At 38.7% G+C, this 14362-nt stretch carries 13 protein-coding genes and 1 riboswitch; of the genes, 5 read left to right on the forward strand and 8 right to left on the reverse strand.

Translation table 11 applies throughout. From position 1 onward, the window contains the following. Nucleotides 1-25: 25 nt before the first annotated feature. The 3 genes from LKE46_RS10245 to ribD are packed head-to-tail and all read right to left on the reverse strand — an operon-like array spanning nucleotide 26 to nucleotide 3013. Nucleotides 26-1225, reverse strand: coding sequence for a bifunctional 3,4-dihydroxy-2-butanone-4-phosphate synthase/GTP cyclohydrolase II (locus LKE46_RS10245; RefSeq protein ID WP_291721478.1), 1200 nt, complete (start codon nucleotides 1223-1225; stop codon nucleotides 26-28). A gap of 31 nt (nucleotides 1226-1256) precedes the next feature. Then, on the reverse strand, nucleotides 1257-1910 hold the full coding sequence (locus LKE46_RS10250; RefSeq protein WP_291721480.1) for a riboflavin synthase: 654 nt from the start codon (nucleotides 1908-1910) through the stop codon (nucleotides 1257-1259). Nucleotides 1911-1915: 5 nt separating this feature from the next. After that, on the reverse strand, nucleotides 1916-3013 hold the full coding sequence (ribD, locus tag LKE46_RS10255; protein WP_434735217.1) for a bifunctional diaminohydroxyphosphoribosylaminopyrimidine deaminase/5-amino-6-(5-phosphoribosylamino)uracil reductase RibD: 1098 nt from the start codon (nucleotides 3011-3013) through the stop codon (nucleotides 1916-1918). Nucleotides 3014-3173: 160 nt separating this feature from the next. After that, a riboswitch (FMN riboswitch) is annotated at nucleotides 3174-3290 on the reverse strand. Between the two features lie 303 nt (nucleotides 3291-3593). Between ribD and rpiB the strand changes: the two genes are divergently transcribed. The 3 genes from rpiB to tkt are packed head-to-tail and all read left to right on the forward strand — an operon-like array spanning nucleotide 3594 to nucleotide 6722. Beyond that, nucleotides 3594-4052 carry a ribose 5-phosphate isomerase B gene (rpiB, locus tag LKE46_RS10260; RefSeq protein ID WP_291721483.1) on the forward strand — a complete coding sequence of 153 codons (459 nt, stop codon included), beginning with the start codon at nucleotides 3594-3596 and terminating at the stop codon, nucleotides 4050-4052. 16 nt (nucleotides 4053-4068) lie between these two features. After that, on the forward strand, nucleotides 4069-4716 hold the full coding sequence (fsa, locus tag LKE46_RS10265; protein WP_291721486.1) for a fructose-6-phosphate aldolase: 648 nt from the start codon (nucleotides 4069-4071) through the stop codon (nucleotides 4714-4716). A gap of 17 nt (nucleotides 4717-4733) precedes the next feature. Then, on the forward strand, nucleotides 4734-6722 hold the full coding sequence (gene tkt, locus LKE46_RS10270; RefSeq protein WP_291721489.1) for a transketolase: 1989 nt from the start codon (nucleotides 4734-4736) through the stop codon (nucleotides 6720-6722). Nucleotides 6723-6740: 18 nt separating this feature from the next. On the opposite strand, the gene LKE46_RS10275 is transcribed toward tkt, so the two are convergent. After that, a complete protein-coding gene (locus tag LKE46_RS10275; protein ID WP_291721492.1) occupies nucleotides 6741-7535 on the reverse strand; it encodes a DeoR/GlpR family DNA-binding transcription regulator in 795 nt (264 codons plus the stop codon). Between the two features lie 232 nt (nucleotides 7536-7767). Between LKE46_RS10275 and LKE46_RS10280 the strand changes: the two genes are divergently transcribed. Beyond that, entirely contained in the window at nucleotides 7768-8400 is a 633-nt protein-coding gene (locus tag LKE46_RS10280) for a 5-methyltetrahydrofolate--homocysteine methyltransferase (protein ID WP_291721495.1), read from the forward strand. Further along, complete coding sequence (locus LKE46_RS10285; RefSeq protein ID WP_291721498.1) at nucleotides 8401-9300, forward strand: MBL fold metallo-hydrolase; 900 nt, start codon at nucleotides 8401-8403, stop codon at nucleotides 9298-9300. A gap of 30 nt (nucleotides 9301-9330) precedes the next feature. Here the strand turns inward: LKE46_RS10285 and LKE46_RS10290 are convergent, their stop codons facing one another. The 4 genes from LKE46_RS10290 to purH all read right to left on the reverse strand — a co-directional run bounded on the left by LKE46_RS10290 (nucleotide 9331) and on the right by purH (nucleotide 14362). After that, on the reverse strand, nucleotides 9331-10386 hold the full coding sequence (locus LKE46_RS10290; RefSeq protein ID WP_291721501.1) for a hypothetical protein: 1056 nt from the start codon (nucleotides 10384-10386) through the stop codon (nucleotides 9331-9333). Nucleotides 10387-10401: 15 nt separating this feature from the next. Then, a complete protein-coding gene (locus LKE46_RS10295) occupies nucleotides 10402-11412 on the reverse strand; it encodes a phosphodiester glycosidase family protein (protein WP_291721504.1) in 1011 nt (336 codons plus the stop codon). Nucleotides 11413-11594: 182 nt separating this feature from the next. After that, nucleotides 11595-12842 (reverse strand): phosphoribosylamine--glycine ligase, encoded by a 1248-nt coding sequence (purD, locus tag LKE46_RS10300; RefSeq protein WP_291721507.1) that lies wholly within the window; start codon nucleotides 12840-12842, stop codon nucleotides 11595-11597. A 20-nt stretch (nucleotides 12843-12862) separates the two neighbouring features. Beyond that, nucleotides 12863-14362 carry a bifunctional phosphoribosylaminoimidazolecarboxamide formyltransferase/IMP cyclohydrolase gene (gene purH, locus LKE46_RS10305; RefSeq protein ID WP_291721510.1) on the reverse strand — a complete coding sequence of 500 codons (1500 nt, stop codon included), beginning with the start codon at nucleotides 14360-14362 and terminating at the stop codon, nucleotides 12863-12865.

Below are 14362 nucleotides of genomic sequence, written 5' to 3' on the forward strand. Positions count from 1 at the left end.
AAAACCTCCATAAATGTATTAAATTTTAAAATTTCAATAGATGCCCCATTTTTTCTTTCTTGGTGTGCATGTACTTTGTATTTTCCTTGGAACAACTTATTTCAATCGGCACTCTTTCCGTTATTTCGAGTCCATAATCTGAAAGCCCCTCTATTTTTTTAGGGTTGTTTGTAAGAAGTCTCATCTTCCTTATTCCAATATCCTTCAGTATTTGTGCTCCTATGGAATAATCCCTCATGTCTGCCGGAAATCCAAGAGCCAGATTTGCCTCTACTGTATCCATTCCATTGTCCTGAAGATTGTAGGCCTTTATTTTATTTAAAAGTCCTATTCCCCTGCCCTCCTGGCTCATATAGAGAAGAACTCCCTTTCCCTCTTTTTCTATCTGCCTGAGTGCAGCCTGAAGCTGGTCTCCGCAGTCACACCTGAGGGAATGGAATACATCACCTGTAAGACATTCCGAGTGTACTCTCACAAGAGTATTGTCATTTTCGAAATTATCCCCCTTTACAAGACATACATGCTGCTCTCCATTCAATATATTCTCATATCCGATAATTTCGAAATTTCCGAATTTAGTTGGCAGCTTGGCAGAGGCAACTCTTTTTACCAGTTTCTCGGTTTGCCTTCTGTAGGCTATAAGATCGACTATAGTTACAATTTTCAGGTCATGTTCTTCTGCAAATTCAATCAGATCATCTCTTCTTGCCATAGTCCCGTCATCTTTTATTATTTCGCATATTGCAGCTGCACCTTTGAAGCCCGCAATCCTGGCCAGGTCAACTGAAGCTTCCGTATGCCCGGTTCTGTCAAACACCCCATTTTTTCTGGCTATGAGAGGGAACACATGTCCAGGTCTTCTAAAATCACTGCCGCAGTTTGAAGCCGCAATCATGTTTATTGTATGCGCCCTTTCAAATGCAGATATGCCCGTTGTAGTATCCTTGAAATCAACAGTTACGGTAAATGCCGTTTCATGATTGTCAGTGTTGTTCTGCACCATTGGGTTGAAGCCGAGCTTCAGCGCTATTTCTTCCTCTACCGGTGCACACAGAAGCCCTTTTGCATATTTGATCATAAAATTGATGTTTTCTCCAGTTGCCTTTTCAGCGGGTATTACCAGATCTCCTTCATTTTCCCTTCCCTCATCATCTACAATTATGATCATCTTTCCCTTTTTTAAATCTACTACTACATCTTCTATGGAACTAAATTTATAATTCATACTTTTATCCTCCCAAAGCTATTTTTTATTTCTATATAAATCCATATTTTTTCAACATTTCAGAATCCAGGTTGGATTTGTTCTGGACTTTTTCATCTGGAATTCCCATCAATCTTTCAACATACTTTCCCATAAGATCACACTCGATATTTACCAGCTCTCCTGTTTTCTTATAGTTTAGGACAGTTTCTCCCTTTGTATGCGGTATCAAAGATACACTGAAACTCCTCCTGCCCAGCTTTGCAACTGTAAGACTCACTCCATCCAGGGCAACGGATCCTTTAAGTACTATATATCTCATAAGATTACTGGCTGCTTCAATTTCAACCCAGGTGGATATGTCTTCCTCATGAATCTCAACTATCTTTCCCACACCATCTATGTGACCGCTTACTATATGTCCACCAAGCCTGTCTCCTACTCTAAGAGCCCTTTCAAGATTCACCCTGCTTCCTGTCTTCAAACTTCCGAGGCTTCCCATCCTGAGTGTCTCAGCCATGACATCAACTGTAAATAAACTGCTCCCCAAATCCACTACTGTAACACATGTCCCATTTACAGCAATACTGTCCCCCAGCTTTGTTCCATCTACTACCTTTTCAGCCTCTATGGTCAATTTTGAAGAATTTACGCCCTTAGATATTTTTATGACCTTTCCTATTTCTTCCACCAAACCTGTAAACAAATCTGTCACCTCCCGGCTTGCTGTATTTTGTCAACATAGGCTTCCAGCATTAAATCTTCTCCAATCTTCTCCCAGGAAATATCCCTCAGTTTTATTTCATCGCATATATTTTGAATACCACTGCCATCCACCGAGGTTCTGGCATCTCTGCCTCCAAATATCTTCGGTGCAATGAAATAAACAACCTTGTCCACAATTCCCGATTCCAGTGCGGAGAAATTAACATTTCCTCCACCCTCCAGAAGTATGCTGTCTATTCCCATCTTTCCAAGTTCCCTGACGAGAAATTTCAAATCAACCTTGTCTTCGCTGTTTTTGGGACAAACAATTATGTGTATCCCTTCCTCACTCAGAATATTGTAATTGTTTTTGTCAAAGTCCTCTGTACAAGCTATTATTATTTCTCTGTCATTTATAGTGCTGAAAATTCTCGACTCCGGTGATACACTCAGCTTTGAATCAAGGATCACAGCCTTGGAATCCCTGCTTTTACCTTTCAGTCTTGTAGTTAAAAGCGGATTATCTTTGACAATAGTGCCTATTCCTGCCATGACCGCCATAACCCTGTTTCTCATCTCATGGACTTTTTTCCGTGAAGCTTCACCTGTTATCCATTTTGACTCCCCACTTGCTGTAGCTATCTTTCCATCCAGAGTAACTGCTGATTTCATTATGACGAACGGGATTTTTTCTGTAATGTATTTTATGAATATTTCATTCATTTTTAGAGCTTCATCCTCCATTACCCCGGTGACAACCTCTATGCCTGAATCTTTCATCATTTTTATGCCTCTTCCGGAAACAAGTGGATTCGGATCAAGACTTCCCACCACAACTCTCTTTATTCCGGATTTTATTATAGCTGCCGCACAGGGTGGTGTTTTCCCGTAATGGGAGCAGGGTTCCAATGTGACATATAAATCAGCTCCTCCTGCCTTCTCGCCTGCATCCCTTAAAGCATATACCTCTGCATGAGGTCCTCCAAACAATTTATGATATCCTTTTCCTACAATTTCTCCATTCTTCACAACCACAGCTCCAACCAGTGGATTGGGATTTACAAAGCCTCCGCCTTCTGACGCAAGTTTCAGGGCTATTATCATATATTTCTCGTCATACTCCCTGTTTTTCACAATTCATCACTTCCACACATAATATTTATGGTAAACTCAAAAATCCCCCGAAGACAACCTTCAGGGGATAGCACAATCGAAAAACATCAAAACCTACATATGAAAATAATAAAAACCATATATAAACATTCTTTACTTTCTTCCATCCAGACTTTACTGTCGGTACTGGAGTCAAACCAGTTCATGCTTGTAAAAGCTTGCGGACTATACCGCCGATCGGGAATTTCACCCTGCCCTGAAAGTTACTATTTAATTTTGACTATACTATATACCCTTTTTTCAACATTGTCAATATGAAATTTTTTTATATTAAGCTTTTCATTTATTATTGATTATATAATAAAATATTAAAAATAGAAATTAAACGAAAATAAACGAAAATCACGAAAAAACCAACTTCCATCGCAATAAATTGGCCTGACGGTCAAATTATATGTTTGGAAATACTTATCTTAAATGATAATATAAATATAAATAAAACAATAAAATTCAATAATCAATGAAACAATACAAATACAAAAAATTAAATTTCTTGAAAGGAATGATCGTTATGAAAATAGCTGTAGGCTGTGATCAGAATGGATACGCACTGAAACTGCAATTAATGGCCTTCTTAAAAGAAAAGAATATTGAATATGTTGATTTTGGTTCAAATGAAGGACAAACAGTATACTATCCTAATGTAGCTCTAAAAGTAGGTGAAGAAGTGGCAAAAGGAAACTTTGATAGAGGTATACTGGTGTGCGGTACAGGAATAGGCATGGCAATAACTGCTAACAAGATTCCAGGCATACGGGCTGCTGTATGTCATGATATCTACTCGGCAGAAAGAGCACAAAAAAGCAACAATGCCCAGATAGCAACTTTTGGTGCCGAGATAGTAGGACCTTCTCTGGCAAAATATTTGTTGAACATATGGCTCAATTCCGAATTTGCCGATGGCAGGTCCACTCCAAAAGTAAAATTAATAAATGAAATAGACGAAAACTTCAGAAAAGAGTTAAAATAAAACAGGAGGTACTGATATGAAACTTTTTATAGATACAGCCAATGTAGATGAAATTAGAAAGGCAGATGAAATGGGTATTATATGCGGTGTTACAACAAACCCGTCCTTGATTGCAAAGGAGGGCAGAGATTTTAAAGAAGTAGTAAAAGAAATCTCAACCATAGTAGACGGTCCTATAAGCGCCGAGGTAGTCGGCCTTAAATACAATGAAATGGTTGAAGAAGCAAAAGAACTTGTAAAAATACACAAGAATATAGTAATAAAAATTCCAATGACCATAGATGGATTGAAGGCAGTAAAAATACTTTCAAAAGAAGGTATAAAAACCAATGTCACATTGATATTTTCAGCAGCCCAGGCTCTCCTTGCCGCAAGAGCAGGCGCTTCCTATGTAAGTCCCTTCCTTGGAAGACTGGACGATATAGGGGCAAACGGGATAGAACTTGTTGAACAGATATCCTCCATATTCAAAATATATAACATAAATACGGAAATCATATCCGCCAGTGTCAGAAGTCCCCTTCATGTAATAAACGCTGCAAAAGCAGGTTCTGATATAGCTACAGTTCCATATAAGGTTCTAATACAGATGACCAAGCACCCTTTAACGGATATAGGTATAGAAAGATTTTTGGAAGACTGGAAAACGGTTCCTAAAAAATAGCAAAGGATGTGTTTTTAATGAAGGAAAGAGAACTGGATCAACTGAGCATAAACACTATCAGACTGCTGTCTGCAGAAGCCATAGAAAAGGCCAAATCAGGACATCCCGGGCTTCCGCTAGGCTGTGCACCTATTGCATATACCCTATGGGCAAATGGAATGAAACACAATCCCGAAAATCCAGACTGGGTTGACAGGGACAGGTTCATATTGTCTGCAGGACATGGATCTGCACTTCTATATTCTCTTCTTTGTCTGTTTGAATATGGCATAACCGTAGATGATCTGAAACAATTCAGACAATGGGGAAGCAAAACTCCGGGCCATCCTGAATATGGACATACCATAGGTGTTGAAACAACAACAGGTCCATTGGGACAGGGTATTGCAAATGGCGTAGGCATGGCAATTGCGGAAGCCTATCTTGCTGAAAAATTCAACAGGCCGGGTTATCCTGTAGTCGACCACAATACCTACTGTCTTGCAGGTGACGGCTGCATGATGGAAGGCATATCTTCCGAAGCTGCATCATTGGCAGGTACTCTTGGCCTCGGAAAGTTGATTGTATTTTATGATTCAAACAATATTACCATAGAGGGAAATACGGATATGGCCTTTACGGAAAATGTCGGCAAAAGATTCGAAGCCTACGGATGGCAGGTTCTAAGTATCAATGATGGAAATGATATCAACATCCTGGAAACAGCTATTGACGTTGCTAAAAAAGAGAAATCAAAACCTACTCTTATAATAGTAAAAACACAGATAGGCTATGGATGTCCTGAAAAACAGGGAAAGGCGTCCGCACATGGAGAACCCCTTGGAGAAGAAAACATAAAGGCCACAAAGAGATTTTTAAAATGGCAGTATGAAGGTAAATTCTTCATTCCAGAGGAAGTAAAGGAACACATGAAGAATATAATAGGAAATTTAAAATCGGAAGAATCCAGATGGAATACATTGAAGGCGAAATATGATAGTAAATTTCCAGAGCTGGCCAAAGAGTGGGATATATATCAAAGCAGAGATCTCCCTGTAGATCTTCTCCATGATGAAGATTTCTGGTCATTCAGCAAGGAAATGTCCACTAGAAGTGCCTCCGGAGAGATAATCAACAAACTTGCAGACAAAATTCCAAATTTGATAGGAGGTTCTGCCGACCTGGCCCCTTCAAACAAAACCAATATGAAAAACAAGGGCGATTTTTCCAGAGAAAACAGATCGGGCAGAAATTTGCACTTTGGGATAAGAGAACACGCCATGGCTGCAATTGCCAACGGAATATACCTTCACGGCGGACTTAGACCTTATGCGGCAACCTTCCTGGTATTCAGCGACTACATGAAAGCATCCATGAGACTGTCCGCCTTGATGAAACTTCCTGTAATCTATATATTGACCCATGACAGCATAGGAGTAGGGGAAGACGGACCCACCCATGAGCCTATAGAGCACCTTGCCTCCTTGAGAAGCATACCAGACATGACAGTATACAGGCCTGCCGATGCAAAAGAAACAGCTGCTGCCTGGTACTATTCACTTACAAACGGAAACAGCCCTACTTCGATAGTGCTTACAAGACAAAATGTTCCACTCTACAAGGAAACTGGTAAAGATGCATTAAAAGGTGCCTATATTTTAAAGGACAGTGATAAAGAAATACCCGACCTGATATTAATGGCTTCAGGTTCCGAAGTTGAACTCATATACAAAGCCGCGAAAATACTGAAAGAAAAAGGAATAGATACAAGGGTTGTAAGTTTCCCTTCTTTTGAAGTATTCGAAAAACAGGATGAGGAGTACAAAAATAGCATACTTCCATTTTCCATAAAGAAAAGGCTTGCCGTAGAAGCCTCCTCCTCCTTTGGATGGCATAAATATGTGGGATTGGAAGGGAAAATAGTATCAATAGATCACTTTGGAGCATCTGCTCCTGCAGAAGAGCTTTTCAAGCACTATGGCTTCACAGTTGAAAACATAGTAACCATGGCTGAGGAACTCCTATAGTTTCAAAAGCTATCCGGATCAATCCTGGATAGCTTTTTCCATATCCCTTTGTGCAACTATAACATCTATTCCGCATTTCTCGTACTTTTCAAGAATATCCTTTTGTGAATTGTAATCGGTAATTATAGTATCTACCTGTTTTGAATCTGCAAAACTTGATATTGAATTGACTTCAAGCTTGGAAAAGTCCAGCATGGCCACAACTTTCCTTGCTCTTGATATAAGAAGTTTTTTCAATTCCGCCTCATATATATTGAATTCCGTAAGTCCTTCCTCCATAGTAAATCCTCTTGCAGACAAGAATGCCACATCGGCATTGATCTGTGAAATCAGATTTTTACCCATAAGCCCCTCTAATGAACCGGACTTTGGTCTTACAACTCCTCCTACAAGAATTACATTTATATTGTTGTTGTCCTTTAGTTCAAGTGCAGTATATATTCCATTTGTTATCACAGTGATTCTAAAATCAGTTTTATTCAAATACTTTGCAAAAGACATTGATGTAGAACTTGCATCTATTATGATACACTGGCCATCCTTTACAAGATCATAGGCCTTTTTCCCTATTGCATTTTTTTCATTCTGATTTTTGCTTTTTCTGCTTGGAAAACTCAGCTCTCTCTGTATTGTCTGTGGAAGCACTGCTCCACCATGAATTCTCTTTATGAGGCCGTCCTTTTCCAGTTTGTTCAAGTCGTTTCTTATAGTGCAGGCAGAAACATTTATCAGCTTACTCAGCCCGTCAGTAGTTACTTTTTTATCCTTATACAACAACTCCAATATTTTATTGTGTCTTTCAAAAGCAAGCATTATTGACCCTCTTTTCTTTTATCCTCTAATCTAAATCAACAAATAAAAAACAATAAACAAGTCTAATAAACGAAATCATACAAAATTAAAATGAAAGAAAAACCTTATTAAATAATTATATCAAATAATAACGCCAATAAAAACTATAAATTTTATATTTATATAAAATTATGATGGTGTATAATAATTAGTAAATGTTCTACCATTCAATTTTTCAGCGGGGGTATCCAATATGACCGTAATTACGGATTTTACATTCAAATTAAATAAACTCCAGACTATAAATTCGCTCCTTGGCTTTGAGAACTTCATGGATAAAAATGAATTGTCCATATTATATGATTCACTTTTACCGGTACTCTATGATACTGTACATCCCTATGGAATTTTCAATATTGAAAAAAGTACTGCTTTTCCCTGCATGGATAAATACACATATGCAATTCCCTGTATAATTACCTTGGGTGCCCACATAGGTGAAAAAATAGATGACTATTTCTCCCTTAAAAAACTGTCTGAGGGAATTATGCTCAATTCCATGGCAAATTCCTATTTATTTGAAATAAGTTCTCAGTTGTTTGAAAAAATATATATGAAAACCTTTATGATTCATATTGGATTAAGCCCGAGGCTGTCACCCGGGGGCTGTGAACTGCCAGTTGAATATGGAAAATTTATATTGGAAAACCTGAAAAGCTTCAGAATTTTTGATATTACTGTAAACGAAAATTATATGTTGAATCCTCTACATTCAATGGCCTATATGTATGGAGCGGATGAAATGATACCTTTAAATAAAAATGACCATGACTGCGGCAGCTGTCCATCAAGAAAATCTTGCACCATGAGAAAGGATCTGATCTAGATGAATTTAAACAAAATAAATGGCAACACATATTATGTAGATGCAGCTACGAATTCCGGAATATTCAAATTCAAAAACAGAAACTGCCTTATCGTAGATACAGGCCTAAGCAACAGTGCAGCAAAAAAGCTTGACCTTATACTTGTAGAAAACAAACTTCACCCAAAATATATAATAAATACGCACAGCCACCTGGACCACTGCGGCGGAAATACATACTTCCGTCAAAATTATCCCGGTATAACCGTATATGCTTCAAAAAATGAAAAGCTGTTTATGGAAAATGAATATCTCCATCCATCTATTCTGAGTTCAGCCTATCCCCTGAAAATGCTTAACAAGAGCAATAAACCCATTGATGTGGATTTTGTACTCGACTACGGAGTAAACAAGATTGGAGATGACAAATTCAATATAATACCATTGCCCGGACATTCAGTAGAACACATAGGAATAATAACTCCTGACAGAGTCTGCTTTTTAGGTGATTCCATATTCAGTTCCGAAATACTGGACAAATACTCTTTTCCATACTTGTACAATATATCGGATAGTCTTGATTCCTTGGGAAGTATCAATGAAATTGATGCTGATTATTTTTTAATAAGTCATTCTGAGAGGCTGATTATAAAAGAGGATATGCCTTCATTAATAGACAAAAATGTTAAAAACATAGAAAATTACAGGGATGAAATACTTGAACTTCTGGAGCAGCCGCTTACAAGAGAAGAAATTCTTGAAAATATAACCATTTTAAGCAGCTTGAAACTTGACTTCAATGAATATTATCTCAATTTTGCCGGAGTATCCGCGTTCATATCATACCTGTACAACAGCAGGCTGATAGACTGCACAATAGAAGACGGGAAATTATATTATTTCAAGTCAAAAAATAGTTAAGCCCGCAATGTCCTCATTGTGGGTTTAACTCTATTCAAACAGGCTTCCTAAAATTTTGTTTCCATCCCTGCTCACTACTCCATAATTGTATACTCCAACCAGGTATCCATCATAATGTACTGATTTTCCAGTTGTCAGCTCTGTCACGGTATTTTTGCCAGGATCATTTATATATATCCTTCCATCCCTGACTACGTATATATTCTTTTTGTCACAAGCAGATGACAATTGATATGTCTTCCAGCTGCTCCTTGGTTGAGTTAAATCAGCTACAAATATCTTGCTTATCCTGTTATTCTCCCCATTTCCTATGTATATACGGTCATTATTATCCGTATCCAGCAAATAATGCAGGCCATTCTCACCGGTAGCTATTACTTCCTGACTTCTTCCAATCCTTATTCTATTTGTACTTCTGTCCTCATAGACGATCTGGTCTCCATCCTGGTTGTTTATGGCAGCTATATTACCAAGTTGAATACCGCCGAATCTCACAAGATTCATCTGAGTCATACGATTTATCCTGTATATCCTGCTCGTCTGTCCCTCTGCTCCGGATGTTACATAAGTTACATTGCTCGCCCCCGAAAAAGTTATCTTCTTTACTTCATAGTCGCTGTCCGGCAGAAGTATTTCAAGCACCTGATTTGAATCATTTTTTCGCTCCGTAGTTGAATCCCTCTTTGCGTCATAGGCAACAAATTTCAGATAACTCGAACCCGCCCTTGAAAATTTTTCTGCCATAAGTATTACGTCACTGTCAAGATCCCACCTGTAATAGGACAGTTCTGAGCCGTCCTCCATAGTTACTTCTTTTTTATCGTCTTTATCTGTATCGATTACGTATATACTTTCACCTTCACAATAGGATATATAGTTTCCATTGTGGGATACCTTTATATCCTCTGCATCTTCAGGAACCTTTACTTTTATTTTTGTATGATTCTTTTTAGATGATATGTCAACTTTTTTTATGCTGAAATTCATCTCGTCTCCCATATAAAATCTGTCTATGAAAAACAAACCTGCCAGTTCAAAAATTACAGGTATCAAAGTCCAGACAATTATCCTCTTAAGTATTTTCATCGAGACTACACTCCTCTAAGGTTTTACATATATTGCGGTAGCTACAGTTCTCTCACCATTCCAGTCACAAGGATTGTTTATCACCTCGCCGTCAAAATACATGGTAGCAGATGATCCTCCGTCAAGACTCGTTGCATTTACTACTCCCCTCTGAAGGAGTATGGTTTGAACTTCCTTTAGTGTGGCACCAAGCTTTATACCTCTTCTTCCATCAATTACAACCATTACGATGGTACCATCAGCCTTTTGACCTATGGCAGTTCGAGGATTTCGTCCCACTGAATCCACAGAAACAGTTTTACCGTTTATAATAAGTGCATCCTGAAAAGAGAGGGCTTCCGTCACACCCTGGGACAGTAGATCATTCAAGCTGTGCCTTCCCACTATCAACTTTCCATCCGGAGTAAATGCCGCAACACTTGCCATCTTCTCGGAAGAATTAACAGGGTTTATACTCTTGCCCTCGGAGATTACAATTCCCTCGGGTATTCCTCCCGTACCTACCCATTGTTTGCCGTTTGAGGCCCTGTCTGTAAATCCACCGCCATTTATTGCTGCAACTGCATTATGGTCCTGGGCTATTTCACTGGTTTTCTCACCTACCTGTCCAAGTCTTTTGGTATATCCTATTCTCATTCTTGTGGGATCTTTTACTTCAAGTATGTACCCGTCAAATCTGCTTCCAGCCCTGCTTGGTATGTCATATCTCTCTATTCCCTTGTCATTTCGGTGTTCTATGCTGACACCGCTTTGATCCTCAGTTTCATCCCCGGATATTTCACCGCTTCTATTTTTGGCCATTATTTCATCTATTTTTTCTTTTGACAAAAATGCAGTTGCTATGTATTGATGGGTAAAGGTTAGCATTGCCGTGTTTACAACCATATCCCTCACTCCTGTAAATGGTCCGTAAAATACCAGCAGCGGTGATGTTACTACAACAACTATAAGTTCATATATTATAAAAAGCAGAAACATCCTGAAAGTCTTTTTCTTTTTTTTCCTGGCCCTTTTTTGGCTCCCCATATAATCTTGCCTCCATAAAATAGGTATAATCTTCTGCAAAACACTACAAGTCATATTTTACTATTATCTATAAATTATTTCTACTAAATATAATAATATTTAAGACAATTGTAACTTTTTGCTCTGTTGGACATGGCACGGGAAAGTATTTTATCGTAAAAACAAGCAGACCAACTGGTCTGCTATTCTCCAATATCAGTTCTAAAATATTTTCCCTGAAACTTTATTTTATCCAGTTTGTCATAAGCAATTTTGACAGCAGAGTCGAGATCATTACCTACCCCATAAGTGCATAATACTCTTCCACCGCTTGTTTTGAATACTCCGTCTTCAAATTTTATGCCTGAAGCAAAAACATCGCCTGCTCTTTCTATTCCATCTATCTTGAATCCTGTTTCATATTTCAATGGATAGCCCTCAGAAGCCGCAACCACGCAGCAGGATGCCCCCTTCTTCCATTCAAGGTGGAAATTTGACAATTTTTCATCAAGTGCCGAACTTATAAGTTCTACTAGATCACTTTCCATAAGCGGTAATACAGCCTGTGTTTCAGGATCACCCATTCTAACATTATACTCCAAAAGATATATACCTTTTTTTGTTATCATAACTCCAAAAAATATTATACCTTTATAGTCCATGTGCTCGCTTTTTATACCTTTTAAAGTTGGTTCCATTATACTTTTTCTGAAGTCCTCAAGTACCTCTTCACTGCAGTATGGGTTCGGAGCAATTGCACCCATTCCACCGGTATTAGGTCCCTTTCCACCATCATATATCTGCTTGTGATCCTTGGCAGATATAAATGGAATTATGCATTTCCCATCGGTTATTGAAAGTATGGATGCTTCTACACCCTCAAGGAATTCCTCTACAATTATCTTTTTTCCGGAGCCCTTGAATATGTCATTGACCATAAAATCCTTTATACTCTCATAGGCTTCCTCATAATTCCCACATATGGCAACACCTTTTCCCGCAGCCAGACCATCGGCTTTCACAACTACAGGATATCGGCATCTTTTTATATAGTCAACTGCACTGCCGGCATCTTCAAAGCTTTCATATTCCGCAGTCCTTACCCCGTATTTTCTCATAAAATTCTTGGCATAGGTCTTGCTGCCCTCAAGTTTCGCAGCTTCTGCATCAGGTCCGAATATTGCAAGCCCCCTGCTTCTGAATTTATTTACTATTCCATCAACAAGAGGAACCTCCGGCCCTACAACAGTCAAATCTATGTTTTCTTTCTCCGCAAAATCACAGAGCCTCTCTATGTCGTCATCTTTAATATTCAAATTCAAACATTTATTTTCTAAATCCGTACCACCATTTCCAGGAGCACAAAATATGGTATCCACTTCTTTATTTTGTGACAGTTTCCAGGCTATGGCATGTTCTCTTCCTCCTGATCCAACTACAAGTATTTTCACAGAACCTTCCTCCCGTATTTCTAATGTTTAAAATGTCTTATACCGGTAAATACCATGGATATACCATGCTTATTGCATCCTTCTACGGATTCCGCATCTCTTATGGAACCGCCAGGCTGCATTATAGCTTTTATTCCATATTTTGCAGCTTCCTCAACTACATCTCCGAATGGGAAGAATGCATCCGAGGCAAGAACAACACCGTCACCGGCCCTATCCAGCGCCTGACAGGCAGGCCATATTCTATTGACCTCTCCCCCGCCAATTCCCTTTGCCATAAAGTCTTTTGCTACTACAATGGCATTTGATTTCACATATTTGCATATCTTCATGGCAAAAATAAGATTGTCTATTTCATCTTTAGTCGGTTTCTTCTCCGTAACTACATCCATCTTCTCAGTAAGTTCATTATCCGAAGACTGGAGCAGAATCCCTCCGTCAACCTTCGCAATTTCAAATCCGGCAGTAGGTTTCACATTACATTTTATTACTCTCAGGTTTTTCTTCTTTCTAAATATTTCAAGCGCTTCATCTTCAAAATCCGGAGCAATGACTATTTCAAGAAATATCTTGCTTATCTCCTCCGCCGTCTTTGCATCCATCTTTCTGTTTACGGCTACAATCCCCCCAAATATGGAAGTGGAATCACAGCTGTAGGTTTTTATATACGCCTCATGCAGGGACTTCCCTATGGCCGCACCGCATGGAGTGTTGTGTTTTACAGCTACACAGCATATCTGTTCAAATTCGTTTACTGCCTTCCATGCAATATCCATGTCCTTTATATTGTTGTATGACAGTTCCTTGCCATTTAGCTGCTGGAAATTTTTCATGGGAGCCCTGCCTGAAGTTTGAACATAATAGGCTGCACTCTGATGTGGATTTTCACCGTATCTTAAACCTGAAGATTTTTTATATGAAAGAGAAAGATACTCCGGATACTCCTCATCCAGGAGAAAATTTGAAATGGAAGCATCATAAGCCGACATCAGATTAAAGACCTTTCCTGCCAGTTTTTTTCTCGTATTGAAATCTACTTCACCATTTTCCTCCAGGTCTTTTATAACCCTGGAATAATCCTCTACGTCCGTAAGCACGACTACATCCTTGAAATTCTTTGCTGCCGCCCTTATCATGGTAGGTCCGCCTATATCTATAAACTCAACCTTTTCATCAAAAGTTATATCACTGTCAACCTTGTTGAAAAAAGGATATAAATTTACTACAACCATGTCTATTGGAGTTATATTCTTTTCCTTCAAAGTATCCATGTGTTTCTGGCTGTCACGTCTTGCAAGTATTCCTGCATGGATTACCGGATGAAGTGTTTTTACCCTTCCATCGAGTATTTCATCAAAGCCTGTAATTTTGGATATCTCTACAGCGGGAATATTATTGTCCTTCATGTATTTGTAGGTACCGCCTGTAGATATTATTTCCACATCTTTACTTGCTAAAAACTGTGCCAGTTCCAAAAGTCCGCTTTTATCATATACACTTATCAATGCACGTTTTATCAT

The organism is Clostridium sp. (genome assembly GCF_022482905.1).
In the GTDB taxonomy this organism is placed as follows: Bacteria; Bacillota; Clostridia; order Clostridiales; family Clostridiaceae; genus Clostridium_B.